Here is a 26552-nt window from a genome sequence, read left to right on the forward strand (position 1 = left end):
TTTTAATCCCGAAATTCTATCATGGCTTTAATAACTCCATTTTCAGGATTTAGGCAAAAATCAAATTTCTGTTTTACCTCACTAAAATCCATTCTGAAGTTGATAAATGCATTGGGGTCAATTTTATTTTTTGCCAGACAATCCAAAACATGATCAAAATCCTCACGGGTGGCATTACGGCTACTCATGAGGGTGCCTTCGCGTTTATGAAATTCCGGTTGACTAAACGATATTTCACCTTTTTGAAGGCCGATCAGCACATATCTCCCACCATGAGCAAGATATAGGAAGGCATTATTGATGGCTTTTAGATTGCCTGTAGCGTCAATAACCACAGTAGGCATATCTCCATTGGTAATTTCAGAAAGTTTTTCACTCACATTTTCGGAGAGTGCATTGATTACAAAAGGCACTTTCAGGCTGTTTTTACAGAAGTCCAGGCGGGTGTCATTTACGTCAAGGGCAATTACGTTGGCTCCGGCAATTCTGGCAAATTCCATTGTTCCAAGACCAATTGGGCCGGCACCGATCACCAATACAAATTCTCCGGCCTCAACTCCTACCCTTCTGATGCCATGGGCACCTATTGCAAGTGGTTCTACCAGTGCCTGGGCATCAAAATCAAGATTTTCTCCTGCAATTAGTGCTGACTTTGGTATTGAGATGTACTCTGCCATTCCTCCATCGATATGCACACCAAATACCTGCATTTTAGCACAGCAATTGGTCTTACCTGTGCGGCAAGCTACACATTCACCACAATGAAAATAAGGGATAATTGAAACCTTTTGGCCAATACTAAATGCTGAATAACCATCGACTTCGGTCAGGATACCTGATAGTTCGTGACCTAAAATCCTTGGATATGAAAAATAGGGCTGGGTACCCTCATAGGCATGCAGGTCGGTGCCGCATATTCCTATTCTTTTGATCTTAACTATAGCCCCGCCGGGTTGCAGAACTGGTTTCGGAACTTCTTCCAAAACAAACTCTCCCGGTTTTTTACAAATCCAGGTTTTCATTTTTATTTATAATTGATTTTCCTTAAAAATAGGGAAAATTAGTGACTGAATAAATGTGTCAATTATACACAAATGTAAATATAAAAATTTACATTATTTACAAGAAAAGTATAAAAAAAATACCGGATTTTGATAAAAAGAGGGATTTATTCGATTACTTCCCCAACAATGTCGATAAAAAGTTTTAATGCTTTAAAAAGTAAAATTTCAGAAGATTTAATAAACAATTGATAATAAATTGTTTAACATATAGAGAACAAATGAATGAAATGGAAAAAACTGTGGTCTCAAAATGACTTTTCTTTCAATAATAAATCAGGAAATTCAAACTTAAAAAAATTACCAATAAAGTTTTTGGAAAGAGAAATACTTAAGAAAATGATTTGAAAAAAAACTACACAAATTTTGAAAAAGATAAAAATGAAAATAAAGATTTATAATATTGGAATTATAATCTAACTCTTAGAAAAGAGCGATGTATTTTCTTAATAACCATATTTAAGGTTAAATTATTTTGCTTAATTCGAAATATTTGAATTGAAAAAAAAGCATAAAAAAAAGAGCTACATTTCTGTAACTCTCTCATTTTTTGAGCCTCCTATCGGGATCGAACCAATGACCTACTGATTACAAATCAGATACCCATCTAAAAATCGTTCTTCTTTTTATTTCTTATGTATGCTTTTGGTTCATTTTTGGCATTTTATGGCACTTTTTGTGCCATTTTTACAAATTTATTTTCACTTTTATTCCTATATTTGTTTTTTATATGGGCATTTGTATGTATATTGTATGTATAAATAATCAATATATACATAATTCAAGTAACTGTAAAACAATATGTTAGGTGTAACTACTTCAGTAATTCAAGACAAAAGAATTCAGAAAAAGGATGGTACTTTTTCTGTGAAACTTCGAATTACCTTTAATAGGGAACAAAAGTATTATCCTGTTAATGTCTCTTTGACGGAAGAGGACTGGGATAAGAGTCAATCTTTCAAGGCTAGGGGAGAGCATAAAGAACTGCAAAGTTTCTTTAATAAAATTGAGCAAAAAGCTATTGAAATTATTAAAAGTCTTGATTCTTTCAGTTTTCAAGCTTTTGATAAAGCATTTAATCAAAAGACTGATCGCTCAAAAGATGTGTTCTATTACCTCGAAAATTATATGGAGCAACTAAAGAATGAATCTCGAAGCGGCACAGAAAATAGTTATAAATGTGCATATAATAGTTTCAAAAGTTATTTGAAAAGTAAGGGTAGAAAGAATTTTAATTTTGCTGACCTCACACCTGAATGGCTTCAGAGTTATGAAAACTGGATGGTGGGTAATGGCAAAAGTCTAACAAGCACAGGAATTTATTTGAGGAGCTTAAGAACAATTGTTAATATTGCTGTGGAGGATGGTGTAATGAGTAGGGAGTTTTATCCTTTTGGAAAAAGAAAGTATACAATTCCGGCAGGACGAAACGTAAAAAAGCTTTGACCATTCAAGAGATTAAAGCCATTGTAAACTATAAAACCAAAACAGATGCTGAGCAAAAAGCAAAAGATATATGGATGCTAAGTTATCTTTGCAATGGTGCTAATATGAAAGATATTGCTTTACTGAAATGGAAAGATATCGATTCGAAAAGAATAGTTTTTGTTAGAGCTAAAACGGCCAGAACAACAAAGCAAGATACTAAGCCAGTGGTTGTAATGCTTTTGCCAGAAATAAAAGAGATTATTTTAAAATGGGGTCTAGAATCCAAGAATCCTGACGATTATATTTTTGGAATAGTTAGCCAAAGAGATAACTCAGAAGATATTCTAAAAAAGGTTCGTCAATTTATCAAAACAACTAATAAATACATGAAACGGATAGGAACTGCTCTGGAATTAGACTTGACACTTACCAGTTATTCTGCCAGACATAGTTTTGCAACAGTATTGAAACGGTCAGGAGCACCAATAGAATTTATCTCGGAAAGCCTTGGCCATAAGGATTTACGTACAACAGAAAATTATTTAGGGAGTTTTGAGGATGATATTAAAGAATCGTATCAAAAACAGCTTTTAAATTTTGATTAATACATGCATCCATTTGAAAATCTGAAAGAATTCCTTTTTGGTAGCCAGCGTCCTTGGCTACCAGAAAATTCTATTGAAACTAAATACCGGTCATTGCTTTTAGATTTGAAAGAATACATACCAATTCAAAACCTAAATTTTGAATTAAAATTCTTACGTCACATTAACGACAAAACCCAGTTCTATGTAAGATTGATTCAAAATCAAAAACTCCAAGTTCTTGACAAATTGATTCCAGAGATTATAGGTGAACACAATCCACAAGTCTCTAAATTTCTTTTTAATTCCCTTTTAACAAAGCAGCTTCAAACTTTCATAAAAGATATTGGCAAGGTAGTAAAGGAAAAGAGCTTTGATATTGGTTACTTAAATCCAAGGAAAAACACTTTCGATATTGATTCACATCACAAGTCCAACACTTTCATAATTCAGTACTTAAAATTTACGACCTTACAGATTTACCTAGAACTACAGTCACTTTTCCAGATTTCTCCGAGTGAGGAGCTGATAGAAGACGATTTTTACACAACGCTTTTGTTTGAACCTATTCCTGATACTTCCTTTTTTTCCAAAATAATTAGAATCCAAGTAGAGCAGGAACATGAAGTCGACGCCTTAGCATTAAAACCTCTCGGGTTACCTATTAAACGAGAGCCTTCTTTGTTCAATCCAATCAAAGGAGATTTAGCAAATATCAGACTATCTAAGGTAGACTTCGGAATTGTCAAAAATGAAGAACAATTTGCATTAATTGAAACTAACCTTTATGAGTATAGAATAATTGATGTTGATTATAATTTCATTAAAAATAAGGCTGCATCAAATAGTATCCTTTTAGCCGCCACTATGAAAATTCTAATAGAAAAAAACTATTTTAGAAGAGGGTACGCAGGTTTTAAGGGTAATGTTAAAGACAATGACATTCGTGAATATCTAGAAAATAGATATAATACAGAAATAAAACAGCAATTTAGAAAATTAACAGATGACCAAAAAGACCTGGCTCTGCGTAAACTTCCATGGCTAGACAGTTTGCCGTCACTTAGGTAATATGGTATTATGTTCTTTTAATACCATTTTGCACTCCAAGATAATACCACTCATTTTTGTAAGTATCTCATTATTAAATTTTTAATTTGGTATTATCTTTTTCGCCTCTTAATACCTTTTTGTTTCCCCCAATTTTGAATCGTCTTTCAAACGAAGGATGACATTCGGCCGGATGTCCATTTAGAAATTTTCTCTCAAGAAAAATTATGGACGCTTTATTATTACGTCTCGATCAGATCGAGCAACTCATTTTAGAACAAAGTATTAACAATAAGGAGGTTTTAAACTTCACCGAAGCCACCAAATATCTGGAGGTATCAGCATCGCATTTGTATAAACTTACAAGTGCCAACATTATTCCATTTTATAAACCGAATGGTAAGAAACTCTATTTCAAAAGAGAAGAATTAAACGATTGGCTTTTGAGTAACAGGTTTTCAACCAAAGAGGAAATTGAAAGTAAAGCAAGAAACTTTTCATTCAAAAAAGGAGGTGTTTTATCATGACTGAAATCACAATAATGTTTGAAACCCTCCTCAGAGAAATTGAAATTATAAAAACCTATTTGGCAAAAGCACCAGAAGAGCCGGATAGCTTTGATAAAGTTTGGATTGATGGCCAGGACGTAATGCTCTCCTTACATATAAGTAAAAGAACCCTTCAATCTCTGCGGGACACTGGCCTCCTACCCTATTCCAGGATTCAGGGAAAGTTCTACTATAAAAAATCAGATATTGAAAATCTGCTGGTAAAAAACTATAGATCTACACCTTTTAATTTAAAAAACAATGGCACATACTGAGCAGGAAATTCTAATGAATACCAACTATGGTTTGGATATATATGCCCATATATTGAGGGAGTTTTATCCAGACGAAACCGTAATTAATTTGAAAGGCCGTGAAACCCGGCCTTCCAAAAACCCTTTCACTGGCGATTCTTTAACATTAGTTTTTGAGGAAATATCCAATCAGTTTTTTTACAAAGATCTTGTAAAAACTGATTTCCAAGGAAATCCCTTTCAGTTTGCGGAAATGCATTTTAAAAAATCCGGAAATGATTTATTAGAAATAATTGTACAATCTCTGAATCTTAGAATAGGCAAAATAAGAAACAAATTTCCTTTATTTCTTAAACCGGAGGCGAAACCAAAGATTCAATTATTTCCTGTTTCTATACCCCGTTTTAGCTTATTTCATGCACCGGTAACAAATACTATTCCTTCAAAAGAACTCACCTTAAAAGGCGTCTATGAGCTTATTTTGGCCAATTCAGTGATCCAAACTGAACATTTAAGGCAAATTTCTGATAAAAAATTAGCTAGGAAGTACAAGGCGGCAAACTTCAACTATGTGACCTTTTCGGGTACTTTTTCAAGTCGTAAAGACGACGCACTTCTAAAACATTCTGGTTATTTGGCTATTGATTTTGACCATATTCTAGACTTAGAATCACTAAAGGCTCAATTATTAAATGATAACTTCTTTGAGACCCAGATGCTTTTTAAGTCTCCCTCTGGTGATGGCTTGAAATGGATAATCTCAATTGATATTACCCAAAATACACATCAAGATTGGTTTATGGCTATCAAAAATTACCTTGAGCAAACCTACCAGCTAAAGGTTGACTCGGCAGGTATTGATGTTTCAAGAGCATGTTTTTTGCCAAACGACCCCCAAATTTTCATTAATTCAAAACATCTAATGCCATGAGCAAAAATATATTTAAAGTAGAAGATTGGCTTCAAAAGAAAGAGGCCGTAAAACCAGATAATTCTGTAGAAACCAAATCATTTGTAAAATCCGATAAGTATGCCGAAACAGACTTATTGATTCAAAAAATTGAGGAAAGCCGCATTGATTTAACAGCCAATTACCAAGACTGGCGAAATATAGGTTTTGCTATTGCTGATGAATTTGGTGAGAATGGTCGTGATTTCTTCCACAGAATCGGTACATTTTATGCTGATTATTCGACAGCCGATTCAGACAAACAATTTGACGCTTGTCTAAAAGCCAACGGTTCAGGGATTAACCTAAGTACCCTCTTCTATTTGGCAAAAAATGCTGGAATCACAGTTTCGAAAAACCAAACAGAAGAAATTCCTGAAATTGAAGAATCATTTGAGAATAAAAAACTTCCGACTTTGCCAGATGCTATTTTCAATACCCTGCCAACTTTCTTACAAAGAATTACTAATGTCGCAGAAACCAACGAGGAGAGAGATTTACTTTTGCTAGGTTCTGTGGTTACGTTGAGTGCCACCATGCCTACAGTTTTCGGTATTTACCATAACAAGAAGGTTTTCGCCAATCTTTTTCTGTTCATTTCCGCCCAGGCTTCTGCTGGTAAGGGACGCTTAAATCATTGCCGAAAATTGGTGAAACCAATTCATGATGTCCTTAAAGAAGCCAATAAAAAAGCTAAACAACAATATCTTACTGATTTGGCTTACTACAATTCTCAAAAGAAAAATAACCCTGATACTGAAAAGCCGGAAGAGCCACCTATGCAGCTGCTATTCATTCCGGCCAACAGCAGTGCTTCGGGTACATTTCAGCTTTTAAATGACAATGATGGCCGGGGATTACTATTTGAAACTGAGGGTGACACACTAGCCAATACTTTTAAAAGTGATTTTGGCAATTACTCGGATGGCTTTCGCAAAGCATTTCACCATGAAACCATTTCGTACTATAGAAAAACAGATCGCGAACTGGTAGACCTCGAAACTCCATGCATATCAACGGTTTTATCTGGTACTCCCAAACAAGTTCTTAATCTGATTCCAAGTGCAGAAGACGGCTTGTTTAGTCGGTTTATGTTTTACCACATGAACACCAACCCCGCCTGGGCAGATGTCTTTTCGGGTAATACTGAAACGGGTTTAGATGATATTTTCTATGAAATGGGAAAAGAGTATTTACAATTTTACAATACACTCAATGCTTCGCCCCATATCCAATTCACTTTTACAAGAGAGCAGCAAGACCATTTTAATAGTTTCTTTCAGAAATTCTTTAATCAGTATTTTAGCCTCAAAGGTGAAGAATACATTGGTACCATTAGGCGTCTGGGTTTAATTACCTTCAGATTGGCCATGATTTTTTCGGTATTGCGTATGATGGACTTAGGCGAGTTTAACACCAAACTAATTTGTGATGACCAGGATTACAAATCTGCCATAGCTATAGCTGAGACACTTGTGGTTCACGCTTCGCATATTTTTAGTCAATTACCCGAAAATGATAAGCCAGCCCGAAAACCCAACAAGAAAGAAAGGTTCTTTGATGCACTACCTGTACAATTTAATAGAAAGACCTATATGGAAACTGCTTACAAGCTAGGGATTTTAGACAAAACAGCCCAATCATATATTACCAGTTTCAAAAAGGATGGTCTATTGCACCATGATGTCAAAGATATGTACCTCAAAAATACTTAGGAAGTATAGGATTTGTAGGAATGTGCCTGTTTTGTTCTCCAGAATTTAAAAGCTATCCTACATTTCCTAAATCTCCTGTTAATGACATCAATCAGTGCAAAATAACAGTAACTCCATTTGAACCTGATTTTAAACAGTTTTTAATAAGTTTAAACTACCTACAAATTTTCATGAATTTTACACATTTTCGCCGTTTTTGCACAATTTCTTAGAAATCAGCCGTTTCCTGTATTCTTTTCTTTTCTCATGTTTCGCTTTTTATTATTTTTGTAATGCACACTTTGCCTTATATATTAAAGCATTATGTGCTTTTCTATATTACTTATAAAACAAAATATTGAGATGACAACTTTAGAATTTAACGTGCTTACGTTTAAACACTTACCCGGTGACCTCACTATTCATTTTTCAAATCAAGAGTACCCTGGTACACATCGTATTTTTAACAAATTAGTTCCAGCAGAAGTCTCGATCTATTTTGAGGAACAGGAGCATTTTTACATGGACTTTGAGAATCCTTTTCCAAACTCCATTTCTGTTACTAAAAGTATTGCCCCTGTTTTTGAAAAAAAATCAGATACTTCTGGCCCTGAGTCCAAGAAAATTCTTGAACATGCCTGTTTTAATGCCTCCATTGTAAGACGCTTCTACAACTATCAGATTTACAAATATTTCAGATCTAATGAAATATTAGTGAAACCCACATTTGTAAATGATATTGAAGTTTGGCTTTATAATTCAAAAGAAAAAGACCCTAAACATTGGCTTTTTTCTAAATTCTCCATCAAAGTTCAATTATCCAAACTTACAAATTCGCCAGAATTATTAATTAGTTATGAGGGTGTTTCTAAAATCTTAAAAGAACCCTATCGTGATTTAATCCCAAAAATAAATCCCGAATGTTTCAGTTGGTTTTTGTACCAAAAACAGCTTTACAAATACATAAATCTTCCTGAGGGAGCCTTGAGGAATACAGAGAAAGTATATGTTGTTTTATCAAGGAAAATAGCCAATGCTTTGAATTATCCGAATCTTGCCCCAGACAGAGGAAATAAATATGCAAAATTTCAAAAGAACATCGTTGGCTTTTGCAAACGCTATCTTTTTACCGAAGATTTTGAGAAAGTCATACCGCTAACACATAGGACTTTCTTGCCTGTCAAACAAACTAGAATTGGTAAAGTCACAAGCAGTAGCAATCAATTGGTTTTTGGTGATAACAAACAGGGGATTATTCCATATTTGGGCATGAAAGCCTACGGCCCTTTAGAGATTCCCAGAGATAAACAGATATGCTTTTTCTACATTTATCATAGAGAAGATACTGCCATTTTTCAAAAATTTGACAGCTTCATGGAGGGTAAAGAGACTGGCTTTAACGGTTTTCAAGGTTTTTGTCGTTTAGGCTACTATCCTGCCTATAACTTGAATATCGTCTTTTCTGATCGCTCCAACCCTTTGCCCGAGATTGAAGCTGCCTTGAATGTGCAGCAAAACTTCCCTCCAGGCATACGTTTTATAGCCTTTTACATAAGTCCTATTTCGAAAAACACCAATGACCATCAGTTGAAGGAGATTTACTTTAAGGTAAAAGAAGCACTTCTTAAACGTAAAATAACATCTCAAGCTCTTGACCATAGCAGGGTATTTTCAAGTGGTTTTAATTTTAGTTTGCCAAATATTTCAATAGCGGTTTTAGCTAAACTACATGGAATACCTTGGCGGTTATCCTCCACTATCAAAAACGAATTGATAGTAGGAGTGGGGGCATTTAGAAACTCAGTTACGGATACCCATTATATCGGAAGTGCTTTTAGTTTTACCAATACTGGGTCGTTCAACCACATGGAATGCTTTCTTAAAAGTCAAACTGATGAATTGGCGGGGTCAATAATTATGGCCGTAAGAAGCTTTGCAGCCTTAAATACCTCCATCAATCGCCTGATTATACATTTCTACAAAAACATGAGCCAAGAGGAATTAAGACCAATTGAGGATGGCCTTCGCCTATTGGATCTTAATATTCCAGTTTACATCATTTCTATAAATAAGACAGAGTCACAAGACATTGTGGCTTTTGATAAGAATTGGGAAGGGCTTATGCCGGAGAGCGGCACATTTATTAATCTTGGCTTTAATAAATTTCTGTTGTTCAATAATACACGTTATAATAACAACCACAAGCCACATGAAGGGTTCCCTTTTCCAGTAAAAATTGGGATGTATTGCAGTAAAGCCGACTATTTAAAAGAACCCACAATTGTTCAAGAACTTTTAGACCAAGTCTACCAGTTCAGCCGCATGTACTGGAAGTCAGTAAGCCAACAGAATCTCCCAGTAACAATAAAATATCCTGAAATGGTTGCAGAAATATTCTCTCATTTTGAGGGCAATGAAATACCAGAGTTTGGCAGGGGAAATCTTTGGTTTCTCTAAAATAAAAAAAGGTCTGGCTCAATACGACCAGACCTTTCCCGCTACTAAATCCACACAACTTTGATTTAAATATAATAAAGCTTTTATTCAATTTTTCAACTGACCCTTAAAATTTATAACATGTTTCATAAAATATTTTTTAAAATGGCAATATAGATATTATTATTTAGGGGTTTAGATTTGGTTAGTCATTTCAATTTTTAGCTTCTTCTTTTATTTTTCATTAATATTGTTTGCAAAAGTTCTTCAAAACTTTTCATAATCGAAAATCCAAAATAAAATGATTACAATAGAAAAGATTAAGGAAGCCTACTACAAGTTAAAAGCATTTGTATACCACGATTCTTCCGATTTATTCCTCAGAAATAAGTTAGCACTCTTTGAGTGTGGAATTGAAGGTGATAGTTTTGACAAATCGAGCATTCAAAATTTATCATCTTTCACTATTAATGAAAAACTTAATGAAAAATTAAACGAACTAGCTTTTGAAATTCTAAATCATCATGATCAAAATTTTATTCATGAAAAATATCTTGATAGAATAAAAGTTTTCTACCTCCCTAAAAAATTCGACAAGGGGTCTGCTTCGGATAATTTTTTGACCAATAAGAGAATTTCAAAATCGTATCATTTAAATAAAGTTACTGTTTTTGCAGATTTTCCCATTGAATTACATTTAATAGGCATTTTATGGTTAATGGAATTTGGGTACAAACTAGATAGGAAGTTGGATGATTCCTGTGTTGGAAACCGCTTAATTTTAAACAAAGACAAGGAAAAAAGAATTGTTGGAGGAAGTGCATTGTTTAAACCTTATTTTGTTCAATATCAAAAATGGAGAGATACTGCTGTTAAAACTGCGAAAGAATTATTAGAAAATGGCTCAGATATAGCTTTTATTAATTTAGATATAAAAGACTATTTTTATTCTGCTAGATTTAACTTTGATGAAATTGAAAAAGTAATTTTTGATAAACAATCAAGTTCCCAAGGAATTGATAATCTTCATGATATTTTCAAGAAAATACATGAAATGTACACTCAAAAGATTAAGGAATTAGAGTATCCTGATAAATCAATTGATAATATAAGAAACGGGCAAAATGTCCTTCCTATCGGTTTTGCTTCTTCCTATGTTTTGGCAAATTTCTATTTACATGATTTCGATAAACGTTTAAAGAGAACCATTCCCAATTCTTATTTTGGAAGGTATGTTGACGATATAATTATAGTTTTAAAAGATCCATGTATAGATCCAGATAACATTTGCTCAGAAGTAGATTTTAGTTTTTCTAAATACTTGAAAATTGAAAAAAAGAATAAGGAATCAATTTCTTTCGCCATTTCAGAGGAACAATTCCTAAATGATTATCGTGTTTCAAAATCTTCTCGATTCATTTTAAAACACTTATATCCTATCATAAAATTGGTTGATTTGCCCAAAGAATTTGAAAAAGAAAAAAAAGATTCAGATATTGAATGTTGTACATCTACAATTCCGAAGTCAATTTTTAAAATAACCTGTTTTGAAACTTTATTTATTCAGCCCGAAAAAACGTTAGTTTATTATTTTGATAAAAATGAATCAATAGCGGTTATTGAAAAATTAAAAAAAGAACTTAATGAAAGAGCAAGTGAATTTAGAGATATTCCAGAAGATAATGACCAAAATTTTACGTTTGATGACCAAGCCTATCATTTGATTTTTGATGGAACCGAAGGGAAGATTAGAACCTTAAAAGATTATCAAGAAAATAGATATGGATTGAGTATTTTCCTTGCTCAAAGAATTTTCTCAGCTTTAAAAAAAGATTCTTTAATTGATCCTATTGAAAGGGAAAAAATCTTAACTTTATTTAAAGGAATTAATAATTTAGAATATTTCCACCTTTGGGAAAAAATACTTACTTATTTCTTAGTACACAATGACCATTATGGATTTATTAGTTTTTTTAAACATACATGTGAGCAAATTTTTATCCTGAAAAATTCAGGTGGTATGATAGGAAATTCAGCTATTGAAATTACAGAAGTTGCAACTTCACTTTTTGAATATTTTAAAATTTCTTATCAATTAGCAATTTCACTGAATCCAAATTTTATTATTAATAATTCCTTAAAGAATGAGTTAGATCTATTCAACAACTATTTAGAAAAGGAAGATTCTACTGTCAGTTTAGATAATCCTACTAAAATTAAATATAATTCATTTAAGTTTCGATGGTCAAATCTTTTAAGGCATCAATATGTGGCTCATCCTCTATTAAATTACTCGATTTTAACTGAATCATGGAATGAATATAATTTAATTAATCGACATTTCCCTAAAAATTTAAATGATACTCTAAACTATTCATTGATTCCTGAGAAGATGCATCTTTCCCCTAGGAGGGTAAAATTTTGGGAATGTTGCATTTCAACTGCCAATCATTTAGTCCATTTAAGTATAAATGATTGGACATTAGATAATCAAGGAAGGCATGTTACTAGTGATAACTTCGAATTATATAGTTCAAACCTTTTACTAAATGCTAAAGAGTATTACACATCCCTAAATGAAAACCATATCCCATTTAATTCTTCAATTTCTGAAAAACTATTTAAATTAGTTTCAGATAGGGATAATATTGACGCTAATCTACTTATTAATGCATCTCCAATTAAAACAGAGATTCATATTTGTGAGAAAGATAAATTTAAAAAAAATATCTCGATAGCAGTTGCAAATACAAAAGTAAAAGACGAGAATATTGAAGCAAGTATCAAAGGAAATTCAAATCTCACTTCCGATAGATACCAATCTCTAGCAAAAATGCTAAATCAAGCTAACCATGAGAAGGTCGATATGCTGATATTTCCAGAATTTTATTTGCCTCATGATAATGTGTCACTTTTAGCAAAATATTCTGAGAAAAATCAATTCTCAATAATTACTGGATTGGAACATTGGAATATTCAAGATATATGTTTTAATTTTATCGTTACAGTACTCCCAATAGAGGTAGATGGTGTCAAAGATTCTATAGTGTTATATCGCCTTAAAAATCACTATGCTCATATTGAAGAGTTGATTATTAGGGGCTTTGGGTATAAGGTGCCAAAACCTAGGCCTTCCTATGATTTGATTAACTGGAAAAATCTATATTTTACATCTTATTATTGCTTTGAATTTGCAGATACCCATCATAGAAGTTTATTCAAATCGAAGGTAGATTTATTAATTGCTTCAGAATGGAACAAAGACACTCCCTATTTCTCAAATATTGTTGAAGCTTTATCGCGAGATATGCATTGTTATATTGCTCAAGTTAATACAAGTCAGTTTGGTGATTCTAGAGTGACAAAACCTTCCGAGTCCGCAACAAAAGATATTTTAAAATTGAAAGGAGGTAAAAATGATACAATTATTGTAGGTGACATAGATATCATAAAACTTAGAGACTTTCAACTCAAATATTTTGAAAGAATCCAATATGACAATGACAAAACGTTTAAACCATTACCTCCAGATTGGAATTTTGATGATGTGAGAATAAGAATTAACAATGAATGGTTTTTAAAAGAGTCTAATAGTTTACCATTTTAGTAGATTTATAAATTATCTGGAATTAATTTACAATCTAAATACCAAAAAAATAATTGAGAATTGAATAATTTCTGAGTAATTTTTGAAATTTTATGAAAAAAGTTTTGGCAACACTATTTATAATTATCGAAATAATTAAAGCTGTTTTTTATATTTTACTTTCATTTAGTATTCCTTATTTAATAGTTTGGCAAATCTTAAATTCTAATTTAAAAATCTTTGGTAATATAGACGATCCTAAAATTCAATACTATTTTATTTTAACATTTGGCTCTATACTTGTTCATTTTTTGAGTGAAAAAATAAACTCTCTATTTAATAGTTATTCACTAAATCAATTCTCACCTTATAAAAAAAGGGTATTTACATTAGAATATCGAATAGAAAAAAGAAGAATTGAGGAAAGGATAAAATTTTCGCAAAATCTTCTTAACACCCAAATCTTTGCTCTCATGATTTATATTTTGTTTTTCATAATAATAATATATTCATCATTTATAGACTTAACCTTAAAAGTTAAATTTCCTGAATACATTATTTATTCATTTTCAAGTTATATTGCTTACGACAGAATTAGAAAAGGTTGGTCTTCATTCAATATTAATAAAGACTTTTTTAAAGATGTTAAAACGCTAAATATGATGGACATTTATAAAGAAGAATTTGAAAAAGAAATAGATGATGAGCTTTAACATCTGAAATAATTAGCATTTTAGTTGTTGTTCATTATTTTATAAAATATTTCATCAGTTTAATACATTCTTTGCATTTCAATCCCTTTTCAAATTACTAACTTTACAAAAAATCAGAATTTTCGCTCTTGCATTAGAGCCAAGCCATAACCCTGTCACATGAACAAACAACAACTCGCTGCCAAAATTTGGGAATTAGATAAGAAAGTAGTCATATTTTCAAGCTTTCGATGACAAATCATTTTAATGGCCTATCTCTATCCAATTACTGGGCTATATCGATTGCTTAACAAAGCAATTTTACTTTTACTACTTTAATACTTACCTTTGACATGCATCTATCGCAAAGTATTAATTTTGAACAAAAATTTCTGAATAACTAATGCCCACCCTTAACTGGATAGGAAAAGATAAAGTAGTCAACCACCACCGAGACGTGCCATACAGGGTTTTGGAACATCAATATGGCTTTTCTGATGGCCAACAAACACAAAGTGAATCAACGGCCTCTGGAAACCTAATTATCAATGGCGACAACCTCGAAGCTCTCAAAGCTCTACTTCCAAAATACGAAGATAAAATAAAATGTATCTATATAGACCCTCCGTATAATACAGGAAAAGATGAATGGGCTTATTCTGATAGAGTAAATCATCCTAAAATACTAGAATGGCTTGATAAAATTGTAGGAAAAGAGGGAGAAGATTTGACACGTCATGATAAATGGCTGTGTATGATATATCCTAGAATTCGATTATTGCATTCTTTTTTGAAGGAAGATGGAGTCTTTGTGGCTTCAATTGATAATAATGAACTGTATTACTTTAAAATTATTTTAGATGAAATCTTTGGTAGGGGAAATTTTCTTGGAAATATTATTTGGAAAAATGTTACTGATAATAATCCGACTCAAATTGCAGATGAGCACGAATATTTAATTGTTTATGCTAAAAACAAAGATGCTCAGCCTTCAGAATGGAAATCTCCAAATCTTGATATTAAGGATAAATTATTGAATTTGGAATCTGAAATGTTATTTAACCATCAAGATTTAGATACACTTCAAAAAGAATATAGTAAATGGTTCAAGGCAAATAAACCTTTCATGTGGCCTTTTGATAGATATAAGTATATTGACAAAGGTGGAATTTATACCGGTAGCCAAAGTGTACATAACCCTGGGAAAGAAGGGTATAGATATGATATCATACATCCTGAGACAAAGAAGCCTTGTAAAGAGCCTTTAATGGGATACCGCTTTCCTCCGGATTCAATGAAAAAACTTTTAGATGATGAAAGAATTATTTTTGGTACCGATCATAATAAGATTGTAGAGTTAAAACTATACGTTAAGGATTATAGAGCTAAGCTTCCAAGTGTTATTGAAATTGATGGTAGGATTGGGTCTTATACGCTTAAATCTATTTTAAATCAAGATAAATTGCCCTTTAAAAACCCAAAAACTGTTGGTCTTTTAGAGGAGGTTCTTAGTTTTATTACCAAAGATGATGATATCATCTTGGACTCCTTTGCAGGGTCAGGAACTACAGCACATGCCGTGCTCAATCTCAACAAAGAAGACGGCGGCAACCGTAAGTTTATTTTGGTGGAAATGGAAGACTATGCTGACACTATCACAGCAGAGCGGGTTAAAAGAGTAACCAGTGGCTATGGTGAAGGCAATAATGCTACCATCGGTACAGGCGGCAGCTTCGATTATTATAAACTTGGCCAGCTGCTTTTTGTGGGCAATGGACAGGAATTCTTAAACGAAGATATACCCGAGTCTAAAATCAGAGAGTATATTTGGTATAGCGAAACCCGAAGTGCCTTTCTCGAAATTGAAAATTTGGCAGATGCCCAAGGCTTTCTCGGTCAGAGTCAAAATACTGCCTACTATTTTGTCTATCAAAAAAACGAACTCACAACCTTAGACCTGCCTTTTTTGGCAAGTATTAAAACCAAAGCAGAGCAGTATGTCATTTATGCTGATAATTGCTTGCTATCTAAGGAGTTTATGGCCAAGCATAATATTATTTTCAAAAAAATCCCAAGAGATATAAGCCGCTTCTGATATGGAACTAAAAAGCTATCAACAAAAAGTCATTGCTGACCTCCAAAGTTTCTTGGAATACGTGCAGGAGACTGCCCGTATCGACAAGGCCTTTAATCAGTTTTGGGAAGACCGCATAGGCTCTTACAATCCCATTACCAAGGAGGGTATGCAGCCTTATAAAAACAATATAGCTCGGGCTGCACATGTTTGTATAAAAGTTCCTACTGCAGGTGGCAAAACATTCATAGCCTGCAATGCCTTACATACCATTTTTTCGGCCTATGGCAGCGACCTCCCCAAGGCAGTCATTTGGCTGGTGCCTTGGAGTAACCTGCTCGACCAAACAGTGGCCAACCTCCGAAACCCAGAACATCCATATCGCCAGAAGCTGAACAGTCTCTTTAATCACCGTGTGGAGGTTTATGAAAAAAAGATTTGCTGCAAGGCTCAATTTCAACCCAACGGTTGTAAAAGACCAGCTTTCCATTTTGTAATGTCTTTTGGAAGTCTAAGAGCCAAAAACAAAGAAGACCGCAAGGTGTATCAGGAAAACGGGCAGTTGGCAGCATTTGTGCCACAATATTCAGATAAAACCCATTTGCTTGACGACGTAGACGAAACCGCACTTATAAATGTAATTCGAAGCCTTCATCCGGTGTTGGTTGTTGACGAAAGCCATAACGCTGAAAGCGACCTAAGCGTGGATATGCTCAAAAATCTCAATCCGTCTTTTATACTCGACCTAACAGCCACACCAAAAAACAATAGCAATATAGTAAGTTTAGTGCCAGCCATTGAGCTAAAAAAAGAGCACATGGTTAAGCTTCCTGTAATAGTTTATAACCATCACGACAAAACCGAGGTAATAAGCAGTTCCTTACACCTTCAGAAAAAACTCGAAAACCTAGCTATAGAGCAGGAAAAAGCAGGTGGTAAATACATCAGACCCATAGTATTATTTCAAGCACAGCCCAAAACTAGTGAAGACAATACAACCTTTGAAAAACTAAAGCAGCAGTTGCTAAAGGTAGGTATTCCACCAGAGCAAATCAAAATTAAAACGGCTGAAAAAGACGAACTCAAGGGTATTGACTTGCTCTCGAAAGATTGTCCTGTTCGGTATATTATCACTATCAATGCACTAAAAGAGGGTTGGGATTGTCCCTTTGCTTATATTTTGGCCTCTTTGGCTGATAAATCTTCAGCGGTTGACGTCGAGCAAATTTTGGGCAGGGTACTTAGGCAGCCCTACGTTATGAAGCACGGTAGCCCCTTGCTCAATGTGTCTTATGTATTAACAGCATCAGCCAAGTTCAATGAAACCCTTGAGAAAATCGTAAACGGCCTACAAAACTCAGGTTTTAGTGAGCGAGACTATCGCCAAGCAGACCGAATGCCCGAGGAAACAAAAAAACAAGCTGAAATTAAGCCTTTGGAAAGTTTCCTTTTTCCAGAGCAGGTGAATGAGGAAACAACAGAAGACGACATTGATTACGAAAGGATAGCATTCTCGGAAGAGCCTACAAACCAGCCAGAGAGTTCCACTGTAACTGAGATTTTGAGCCTTGCCGAATCTCAAAACCAAATTATGGAGGCCGAAATTCAAAAATCTGCCAACAATGACACCGAAATTAATCTATTTTCTGAAATGGGAGATAAAGTTAAGTACTACCACATGCTAGATTCTAAAAAAGAGCTGGCCAAGTCAATTCGTTTGCATCAGTTCTTTATAAAAGCCGATTTGAATACACTATTCGGAATTGAAGAAGTAAGTCTTAATCAGGAGTCTCTATTGAGTAACTTTAAGCTTTCCAATGAAGACATCAAGATTGATTTCGAGCAGATTAGCTCAGATTTATTCAAGGTTGATATTGAGGAGGTCAATCAGAATCAGTTTGCTCCAAAGTTTCGTAAAATAGAGGATGTTAATTTTAAAGACCCCATGATTGAGCTTATCTTAGCTTCGCCACAAGAGAGTCAAATCAAAAGTATATCTTCTCAGCTTTTGCAAACTATTGGCAATATGTATCCAATTCCCGATCAGGAAATACGAAAATACATCAATCGTATTCTTGAAAGTTTAAATGCCGAGCAATTGCACGACATCTTGGTGAGGAAACTTTCATATACCGAAAGAATAAAAGCCAAAATACGCTCCCATGCCGATGCATTTGCTGAGTTGAGGTTCAATGAGTTATTAAAGATTAATCAGATATATCCAGCACCAAATTGGAAATTCCCTGAACATCTAGTGCCTGGTGCTTTAGGGTCATCTATTGCCAATTCATTATACGAGAAAGAGGCCATGATGAACAATTTCGAGATTACAGTTATAACCGATATTGCTAGCTTGCCCAATATAGCATTTTGGCATCGTAACTTGGGTAGGGGCAAGGGGTTTGCCATAAATGGGTACAAGTCAAACCACTATCCTGATTTCATAGTTGTCACCAACTCAGGAAATATTATTCTGATAGAAACCAAGGGCGATGATAGAGATAATCCTGACAGTGCGGCTAAGCGTCGCTTAGGTCATAAATGGGCAGATATAGGCGGCTCCAAGTATTACTATTTTATGATTTATGATACCATTTCTCCTGATGGAGCCTACAATAGAATTAAAGCAAAAGAACTGATTTCAAAATTATGAAGATTTAAATTTCACTTATAAGTAAAATAGTTTACATTTGCATCCCGATTGACAAAATGAAGTGGAGGTTAGAAAAAATAACACAATTAAGCGGAAATAAGGCCTGAGTCTATTCGGTTATTATTGATGATGAAAAAGAAACTCTTTTTGAAAAGTTTTTGTCAGAGAATAAAACTATATTTAAAAGTGAAATAAGTGATATTGTTCAACGTTTAAGAACCATCGGATTCAAGGTTGGAGCAAGAGAAAATTATTTCAAAAAAGATGAAGGTACTTTAGGCGATGGAGTTTGTGCTTTATACGATAACCCTCATAGCAATTTAAGATTATATTGTATCAGATACGGCTCTCAAATTGTGGTTCTTGGTAGTGGTGGTCATAAACCTAAATCAATTAAAGCCTTTCAAGAAGACGACAAATTAAAAGAGGAAAACTATTTAATAAGAAAAATATCTAAAGACATCACCACATTACTTCGTGATAACGATATAAAATTTTCAACCGATGGCCTGAATTTTGAAGGTTCATTAGAATATAATGAAGAAGACTAAACCTAAGAAAATGAGCAATTTTAAAAATAATGTTTTGGATGATATTCTCAATGATATCGATCCAGCAGAGCAGCGTCGCACCGACCACAGGATGTTATTGGCGGCTGCCATAGAGGATGGCATGCAGGCCAAGGGCTGGAAGAAAAAAGATTTAATGAATGCCGTTGGAATTAAAAACCAATCTATCATTACAAAATGGCTATCAGGTACACATAATTTCACGTCAGATACACTTTTTGACATTCAAGAGGCATTGGGAATTAATCTTTTCAACCTGGAAAAGCAAATCCCTGAAACCAAAATGGTTTATAAAGGCATGGTATTATTGCGTGTAGAGTCTGCCTCAGTCAACCAATTTAGCGACCATAGAGTTACAAAAAGTAATAATTCCTTTTCTACCCAGTCATCATATCTTGTAGTAAAGCCCATAACAGATTAACGAGTATTTCTATATGTCTGACCCAATAGAATATCAAATAAAAGGAATAGAAATCCTAGAATTCAGTGTTACTGAACAAAAAGATAAACTTAACGCAGATCTTACCTATGGTTTCGGTTTCACTTTAGATCACTCCTTGGATATCGAAACCAAAACTATTTCTGTTACATGTAGTCTAAAGATTTCAGATGCAGCCGATAGTATTCAATTTGCGAGTCTAAAAGCTGCCTGTATATATGAACTCACTGATTTTTTGTCTTATGTAAAAACTGCTCCAGTTAAAATAAGCTTTCCGGAGTCTTTTTACAGAGCATCAATTCCGTTACGCTATCTACGATTAGGGGTATTGCTTTTTCTTATTTTAAGGGTACTTTTCTTCATAATGCAATTTTACCCATCATTGACGTTTCCGAACTTCAGCCAATGGCAGGGAATGAACCGAAATAATTTGAAATAGCAATGTTAATTAAATACTATAAATTTTGACCCTAAAAAACTCTTTGATAGATTACATCACAGAGTACCAGTCCAAAGCCAAAAGTGATGAAATATCAAAAATAAGTGAAATCTTAGGCCTCGACCAAGCCAAGCTAAGAGTATTAATGGGTACCAACGTCACCGAAGCCAACATAAACGAATACGGCCGCTTCGACGACCTCAAAAGCACAGTAGACAAAACGAAAGCCAATGCCTATTTCGAAAAACAAGAAGGCACCACCATTGCTCCTTTTAGAATAAATATCAAAATTGATAACCTGCTGATGGAGTTTATTTTAAGGGGTGGGTTTGAGGTTTAGGGCATTTCTTAACCATTGAAAATATAGAAAATTAAGTTACTTTTAAAGTATAAATTATATCACTCGAAAAAGATGGATACCAACACAATTCCAATTGCATCTAAAAAATTCATTCGAAAAATAGGTAAAGATGAATATTGGCTTCAAGATCTAATTTATAAAGACCCCAAAATTTTAGGTTTAGGCAATCTTATCGCCGTCAATAAAGAAAAAAAACAATCTAGTGGAGGCCGCTTAGATTTATTATTGAAAGAACCTGAGCAAAATGCTATGTATGAAGTGGAGATTATGTTAGGCGAAACCGACCCTTCACATATAATACGCTCTATTGAATATTGGGATAACGAAAAACGAAAATATCCTCAGCGTCAACATTTTTGTGTATTAATTGCCGAAAGTTTTGATCGGAGATATTTTAATATACTGCAGATTCTAAGTTTAAATATTCCAATGATTGCTATACAAGCAGACTTATTGGAAGTAAATGGTGCTCACATTTTAAATTTCACAAAATAGTTGACATTTATATTGAGCCAGAGGAAAACGATTATGAAGCTGCCGCAACTGAATCTATATGGCAAAAAGATGCACCTTGGGTAAATGATGGTGCTCATGCATTTTACGAAATGCTAAAACCTCTCTCAAGTAACCTTACAGTCAGATATACTCAATCATATATAAGCGTAAGTATTGCTAGCAAAAACACCTATTGGTTCAGCAAAAGGAGTAAGCCTATTATGGTATTATTTTTTATAATAAAAGTTGATGAGTATGTTGAAGAAGTTAAGCAGCTATGTATCCCCTCAAGCAACCTCATCTTGCTAGTTAAAATTCTGAGGCAATAGAGAGTCTAGATTTTGAATACTGGTTTGGTCGATTTTTAGTATTGTTGCTTTTAGCCAGGCAAAAGGATTGACATTGTGCTTTTTACAGATTGCGATAAATGTGTAAATCATTGCGGCTCTTTGGGCCGACTCTTGATTTCCGGCGAATAAGTAATTCTTGCGTCCAATTGCTATGGGTCTTATGCTGTTTTCGACAGCATTGTTATCTATGTGCAGATTTCAGTTGTTTAGATAGGCCATCAGAGCATCGTAGCGTTCGATGCTATAATTGATTGCCTTTCCTATTTGGCTTTTGGGCAGAACCTTAGCTTTTTGCCCGGCTGCCTACTTAAAAAAGGCATTAATTATGGGTAAGGCCTTCTCTAACCTTAGCTCTTTTCTTTGTGCCGCATCTAGGTTCTGACCATATCTTTCTATTTTATAGATTTGCTGAATCCATATTAGAGCCATTTCAGCTCGGGCTTTGTCGTTTGGTAATGCTTTTTCAAACTCTCTTCGAGCCTGTGCCCAGCAACAAAGTTGGGTGATTTCTTCTTTTTGTGCCAGTTGATTTTAGCCTCCGTAGCCGTCCGTCTGAAGGAATCCTTTGAAGGCTTTGAGTTGCTGAGCAGGGAATGCTCCCGCTCTGCCTTTTTCATATTTGAATATAGGAATATTGCCCACGGGGTCATTATAAACCCAGTAGTAACCCAAATGTGCTGCGTTTTTCCTTTCAGACTCTAGTACTTTAATAGTCGTCTCGTCGACCTGCAAATAACCACATCGGCCTTGCTGCTGCCAGAGGTAATCGTAGAGTATTTCTAGCTTTTCGATGCCCCGAAGTACCCAGTGGTGAATCGTGGGCTCTTTGATATCGATACCCTCTCGGGCAAAGCGTTGGAGTTGCCGATAAAGCGGCAGGTGATCCACGTATTTGTCGATAATGGCTTGGGTGATGGTACCTGCTCCTGCAATAGCTTTATCCAAGACCCTATCGGGCAGTGGTGCAATCATGAATGAACCTTCGTCAGATTTGGGAGCGTATTTACGACGAACGTTACGGTGGATATAATACTTGGCAGGTTCCAATTCGAGTTCCTCTGTGATTTCATCACCTACATGTACCATATCTGTCAAATCGCCCTCAGGCTCAATGATGATCTCTCTTACTTCTAATTGCGTAGGCAGAGGCTGACGGCCTGGATGTTGCTTCTTTTCCTTTTTGGCTTTCTCTTCTTTTTCGAGTTTAATGACTTCTACGGCTTGCTCTACTTCTTTTTGGTCTACCTCGAATGGGAGACTCAGTTGCCCATCAGGTGTAGCAGTAAAACGCTCTCTCTTTTGGCCGAATATCATTCGCTCCAACCATGCTATTCTCTCATCTTTCTGAAGAATCTCAACATCCTTTTTCGTAAGGTTGCCTTCTTGCTTTTGTACAAGATTTTTGAGTCGTATATTTTCCTCCAAAATAGAGGCCATTTCTCTTTCAGAAAGCAAATTGAGGTCGTTTTTGTTGATATAAAAATACGAAAAGTTGCTATGTTTTCAAACAAAAAATGCAAAGTTTTTATGCTTTTTTGGGATCATATCTCCTCCTTTTTTTTTTAGACCTATATAGCTGATTCCTTCCACGATTAACACCAGCTCCGGCCAGCTTAAATGGCAATCCTTTTCAGTTTTTTCGGGCAAACAAAATCGCCCTGCCTCTAGCCGTTTTTGATACAGCACCAGACCGCCTCGCTCCCAATGCAGCAGCTTCATCTGATTGCGTTGCTTGTTGACAAACACAAACACACTGCCTTCAGTTGGGCTACGACCCAGCTCATTCCTAACCAAGCCACTCAACCCATCGAAACCCTTACGCATGTCGCAGCTTCCTCGATATAAAAAATACTCATGCTGACTTCCCAGGCTAAACATTTAAAAGGGCTTTCAAATCTTTGATTGGAATCCGAGAGGATAGTTTCAGACGAACACCGCTAGGATAGATTATCTCCATTGCCTGGCTTGGCACACCTGGGGAAATCTTCACAAATCCCGAGGTCTTTTGCTTGACTAATTTCTGCTTCCAGTAGCGTACCGTGTGAGGTTTAATATCATTGTCCTTACAATATTGGGCTATACTAAGGCCGCTCTGTTCTATTTCCTGAAGTATCTCTTGCCAATTTTCCATGTTCTTGTCTTTTTTGGCAAAGTTCAAGCTACATTTTAGCTTTTAAAAGATGGGGTTGCTTGTGGGGATACGTTTGCAAAGAGCTTTTTAAGATAGTTAAGCTGCTAGGGTTGTGAAATAGGTCTGCAAATTTTTAGCCTTGCTGTAACAACCAATAGTCGGAAGAGGGATATGTTGGATAGGGGATTAATTAAAATTTAGCGTTGTGCAATTTCGTTGTTTTTTCGAGTAGAACTCGCTTGACATTCTCTCCAAGGTGGAACCTTAGCAGAATAGAAAAGATCGTTGGATCTTCATGAGTTATGTTAAAATGAAAATATATAAAGGAAACAAGTATTTTATTCAAATTAATGAGTTGAAAAAAAATATTTAGCAGTTGATTCAGACAAAAAGTTTTTTATAAGGAAGGTTGAAGAGTTTACTGTTTAAAATTACAATTGCTATAATACCCCATATCATATCAAATATAGTAAAAACCAAATGCAAAGAAACTGCCAAAGCCAAACTAATATTGGCTGAAAATCCATATAATATTAAGGTTTGACTTACTAAAAAATGAAATGTTCCTATGCCAGCTTGAGTAGGTCCAGCCCAACCTATTGAAGCCATTATTAGAACAGCCAAAGAAACTATAACAGTAATTTGATTTGTTGTGATAAATGCATTTAGAATCAAATAGGTAGCTGATAAATAGAGTATCCAAATCAAGAAATTTAATAAAAATAAAAATTTCCAATTTCTAACTTTAAAGATAGATAAAACACCAGATTTAACTTGCTTAAAAAGAGAACTTACATAAGACATAAGCCTAGGGTTAATTTTAAACAGAAAAAAGAAAATGAGTGGAACGATAAAAATAATGATCCAGACAATGAAAGAATAATCACTTTTTACATTAAAGTGCAATAGTTTAAGAATTTCAGTGAATTTTTGTGGGTCAAAAGTAAAAATTGCAATGGCAAAAAATACTAATAAAAGAGAATCTACAGCTCTCTCGGTGATTACTGTTCCAACTGTGTTTTGAAGTGGCACATCTTCTAATTTTTCAAGAATATGACATCGAGCAATATCACCGATATGCGGAAAAACGAAATTAGTAAGTGTTCCTATCAAGAATGAAATTAAAAATGAAAATATATTAGTATTCGATTTGATTGGGGATACTAATATTTGCCACCTGGCCGCTCTTAATAAATGTGATAAAAATAACAAAAGACCACTTATAAAAATATAAGATACCCTTGCACTAGCTAGATATTTTTTAACTTGCTCTAAATCAGTAATATGAATAAAATACCAAATTAATGCAATGGTAAAAAAAAAGCTTATGATAATTGAAATTTTTTTATTCAAAATGTAAAGCAGATTTAAAGTTTTTTAATCTGTTTTTCCGACTCCAACGATTTTTGGCTTTTTTTTGAGCCAATAAGTAATAGATTTTAGTTAATTTTATATATATTTGATCTTTGTCAAACTGTGAAATTAAAGATTTGGAAATTGATTTACCTGTCTCCATTTCGGTTTTACTTCCCAAAAGTTTTTCTAAAATGGTTTTAAAGCCTATGGTGTCTGAGGCATTCAAATAATCGTTTTGGTATAATTTTTTGTATTCAGGTAAATTTCTAAAAATTACAGGAAGTCCTGATGCAGCAGCCTCTATTGGTGCCAATGGACAATTTTCTTGATAGGACGGGAAAGCAAAAGCATCAGCCGAAGCATAAATTTGTGGCATAATATCTAAATCCATTAAACCTGGAAAAATCACATTTGAAGGAGCAGATAAAATTCTTTGATTAATTCTGTTTATTCCTTCTGTAAAGGCACCAAAAGGCCTTCCCCCAATCCAAACAAATTTCACTTCAGGCATTAGTTTGGCAATATCTATAAAGTCTTCAATCCCTTTTCGTTTTTGCATTTGTCCCACACCTAATACTACTTTTTCGTTGGCACCAATATTCAAAATTGCTCTACCTAGTTTTCTATTGGAGGAACTAAATGCCCATTTGTCAAGCAAAATTGGATTATTTATGCTTACGATTTTGCTTTTCTTTATTCCTAATTTAATCAAGCTAGCCTCTACCTCGGGGGAGATTGCGACACAAATATCAGCAAAATCAAATACCCACTTAAAATACATTTTTGCGAAAGGCTCAATGAACTTAAAGTAGGGGACAGAACCATTTAAAGTCTCAGGTATCGTATGTACAGTATGGATTTTTCGACCACCATATCTGAGTCCTTTAAAGAAATAGTACAGACCATAAGTATGTGCATGAAATACATCGCCATGGCCATTGTTATTAATTATCACTTCGTGCTGGTTTTTCTCAACTATTAAATCAACCAAATCTTTAAAGGCAGTGTGAATACCCATACCTTTTACACCGAACTCTGTTTCTGAAATTAAATGAATTTTCATTGTTTTATTGGTTTGTGAAATTTAATTTTTAACGTTACCACAAGGCCTAAAACTACAATTAAGATGATGGAAGATCGAGTGTTGCCAAGGTTCAAGCCTTCAGGTTTAGTAAGAAAATCACCAATTGTAGCACCTATTGGATGGGTAAATATTATTCCTCCCCAAAAGAGTATTTTGGAGGGAATATGGGTAGTAAATGCCAAAAATACGATTAAAACTAAGCAAATTGCCAAAGTAAAAGAAGCTCCTTCAAACCCAAGAGGGGTGTTGTGAGCTAAGACATCACCAACGGCTGTGCCAAGCGAACTTGAACATAAGATGGCAACCCAAAATAATATCT

The 26552-nt window shown here is 34.4% G+C and carries 23 protein-coding genes and 3 pseudogenes; 16 read left to right on the forward strand and 10 right to left on the reverse strand.

Annotation, left to right across the window (positions count from 1 at the left end; genetic code table 11):
• Positions 1-2: 2 nt before the first annotated feature.
• The gene (locus IPP61_20440; protein ID MBL0327496.1) at positions 3-1022 is read right to left on the reverse strand and encodes a zinc-binding alcohol dehydrogenase family protein; all 1020 of its coding nucleotides are present in this window, start codon (positions 1020-1022) and stop codon (positions 3-5) included.
• Between the two features lie 840 nt (positions 1023-1862).
• On the opposite strand from IPP61_20440, the pseudogene IPP61_20445 reads away from it, so the two are divergent.
• The 16 genes and pseudogenes from IPP61_20445 (at position 1863) to IPP61_20520 (ending at position 21312) form a co-directional block, all read left to right on the forward strand.
• Positions 1863-3094, forward strand: a pseudogene (locus IPP61_20445) (site-specific integrase).
• A 3-nt stretch (positions 3095-3097) separates the two neighbouring features.
• Positions 3098-4144 carry a hypothetical protein gene (locus IPP61_20450; GenBank protein MBL0327497.1) on the forward strand — a complete coding sequence of 349 codons (1047 nt, stop codon included), beginning with the start codon at positions 3098-3100 and terminating at the stop codon, positions 4142-4144.
• Positions 4145-4350: 206 nt separating this feature from the next.
• Positions 4351-4650: a helix-turn-helix domain-containing protein gene (locus IPP61_20455; GenBank protein ID MBL0327498.1), complete on the forward strand. Its 300-nt coding sequence runs from the start codon at positions 4351-4353 to the stop codon at positions 4648-4650.
• The gene (locus tag IPP61_20460; protein ID MBL0327499.1) at positions 4647-4946 is read left to right on the forward strand and encodes a helix-turn-helix domain-containing protein; all 300 of its coding nucleotides are present in this window, start codon (positions 4647-4649) and stop codon (positions 4944-4946) included. Before IPP61_20455 ends, IPP61_20460 begins: the two co-directional genes overlap by 4 nt.
• Positions 4933-5856, forward strand: coding sequence for a VirE protein (locus tag IPP61_20465; protein MBL0327500.1), 924 nt, complete (start codon positions 4933-4935; stop codon positions 5854-5856). The genes IPP61_20460 and IPP61_20465 overlap by 14 nt, the downstream gene beginning before the upstream one ends.
• A complete protein-coding gene (locus tag IPP61_20470) occupies positions 5853-7589 on the forward strand; it encodes a DUF3987 domain-containing protein (protein MBL0327501.1) in 1737 nt (578 codons plus the stop codon). The genes IPP61_20465 and IPP61_20470 overlap by 4 nt, the downstream gene beginning before the upstream one ends.
• Before the next feature lie 342 nt (positions 7590-7931).
• Complete coding sequence (locus IPP61_20475) at positions 7932-10025, forward strand: hypothetical protein (protein MBL0327502.1); 2094 nt, start codon at positions 7932-7934, stop codon at positions 10023-10025.
• A 280-nt stretch (positions 10026-10305) separates the two neighbouring features.
• Complete coding sequence (locus IPP61_20480) at positions 10306-13611, forward strand: hypothetical protein (protein ID MBL0327503.1); 3306 nt, start codon at positions 10306-10308, stop codon at positions 13609-13611.
• A gap of 92 nt (positions 13612-13703) precedes the next feature.
• The gene (locus tag IPP61_20485; protein MBL0327504.1) at positions 13704-14303 is read left to right on the forward strand and encodes a hypothetical protein; all 600 of its coding nucleotides are present in this window, start codon (positions 13704-13706) and stop codon (positions 14301-14303) included.
• Positions 14304-14685: 382 nt separating this feature from the next.
• Positions 14686-16377, forward strand: a complete 1692-nt coding sequence (locus IPP61_20490; protein ID MBL0327505.1) for a site-specific DNA-methyltransferase — start codon at positions 14686-14688, stop codon at positions 16375-16377.
• A 1-nt stretch (position 16378) separates the two neighbouring features.
• Positions 16379-19009 carry a DEAD/DEAH box helicase family protein gene (locus IPP61_20495; protein ID MBL0327506.1) on the forward strand — a complete coding sequence of 877 codons (2631 nt, stop codon included), beginning with the start codon at positions 16379-16381 and terminating at the stop codon, positions 19007-19009.
• A 56-nt stretch (positions 19010-19065) separates the two neighbouring features.
• Positions 19066-19560 (forward strand): annotated as a pseudogene (locus IPP61_20500) (hypothetical protein).
• Between the two features lie 10 nt (positions 19561-19570).
• Positions 19571-19999 (forward strand): helix-turn-helix transcriptional regulator, encoded by a 429-nt coding sequence (locus IPP61_20505; GenBank protein MBL0327507.1) that lies wholly within the window; start codon positions 19571-19573, stop codon positions 19997-19999.
• Positions 20000-20012: 13 nt separating this feature from the next.
• Positions 20013-20456 carry a hypothetical protein gene (locus IPP61_20510; GenBank protein MBL0327508.1) on the forward strand — a complete coding sequence of 148 codons (444 nt, stop codon included), beginning with the start codon at positions 20013-20015 and terminating at the stop codon, positions 20454-20456.
• Between the two features lie 22 nt (positions 20457-20478).
• Entirely contained in the window at positions 20479-20796 is a 318-nt protein-coding gene (locus IPP61_20515; GenBank protein MBL0327509.1) for a hypothetical protein, read from the forward strand.
• 72 nt (positions 20797-20868) lie between these two features.
• Positions 20869-21312, forward strand: a complete 444-nt coding sequence (locus tag IPP61_20520; GenBank protein MBL0327510.1) for a hypothetical protein — start codon at positions 20869-20871, stop codon at positions 21310-21312.
• Positions 21313-21617: 305 nt separating this feature from the next.
• On the opposite strand, the gene IPP61_20525 is transcribed toward IPP61_20520, so the two are convergent.
• The 9 genes and pseudogenes from IPP61_20525 to IPP61_20565 all read right to left on the reverse strand — a co-directional run bounded on the left by IPP61_20525 (position 21618) and on the right by IPP61_20565 (position 26550).
• A complete protein-coding gene (locus IPP61_20525) occupies positions 21618-21857 on the reverse strand; it encodes a transposase (GenBank protein MBL0327511.1) in 240 nt (79 codons plus the stop codon).
• A 108-nt stretch (positions 21858-21965) separates the two neighbouring features.
• A complete protein-coding gene (locus tag IPP61_20530; protein ID MBL0327512.1) occupies positions 21966-22187 on the reverse strand; it encodes a transposase in 222 nt (73 codons plus the stop codon).
• 6 nt (positions 22188-22193) lie between these two features.
• The gene (locus tag IPP61_20535; GenBank protein MBL0327513.1) at positions 22194-23117 is read right to left on the reverse strand and encodes a transposase; all 924 of its coding nucleotides are present in this window, start codon (positions 23115-23117) and stop codon (positions 22194-22196) included.
• A gap of 48 nt (positions 23118-23165) precedes the next feature.
• Complete coding sequence (tnpB, locus tag IPP61_20540; protein ID MBL0327514.1) at positions 23166-23486, reverse strand: IS66 family insertion sequence element accessory protein TnpB; 321 nt, start codon at positions 23484-23486, stop codon at positions 23166-23168.
• 46 nt (positions 23487-23532) lie between these two features.
• Positions 23533-23793: a transposase gene (locus IPP61_20545; protein ID MBL0327515.1), complete on the reverse strand. Its 261-nt coding sequence runs from the start codon at positions 23791-23793 to the stop codon at positions 23533-23535.
• A 381-nt stretch (positions 23794-24174) separates the two neighbouring features.
• A complete protein-coding gene (locus tag IPP61_20550; protein MBL0327516.1) occupies positions 24175-25146 on the reverse strand; it encodes a flippase-like domain-containing protein in 972 nt (323 codons plus the stop codon).
• Positions 25139-26212, reverse strand: a complete 1074-nt coding sequence (locus IPP61_20555) for a glycosyltransferase family 4 protein (GenBank protein MBL0327517.1) — start codon at positions 26210-26212, stop codon at positions 25139-25141. Before IPP61_20555 ends, IPP61_20550 begins: the two co-directional genes overlap by 8 nt.
• Positions 26209-26415 carry a hypothetical protein gene (locus tag IPP61_20560; protein ID MBL0327518.1) on the reverse strand — a complete coding sequence of 69 codons (207 nt, stop codon included), beginning with the start codon at positions 26413-26415 and terminating at the stop codon, positions 26209-26211. Before IPP61_20560 ends, IPP61_20555 begins: the two co-directional genes overlap by 4 nt.
• Positions 26398-26550: pseudogene (locus IPP61_20565) on the reverse strand (hypothetical protein). The gene IPP61_20560 and the pseudogene IPP61_20565 overlap by 18 nt, the downstream one beginning before the upstream one ends.
• Positions 26551-26552 lie beyond the last annotated feature (2 nt).

It is taken from the genome of Cytophagaceae bacterium, assembly GCA_016722655.1.
Taxonomy (GTDB): Bacteria; Bacteroidota; Bacteroidia; order Cytophagales; family Spirosomataceae; genus Leadbetterella.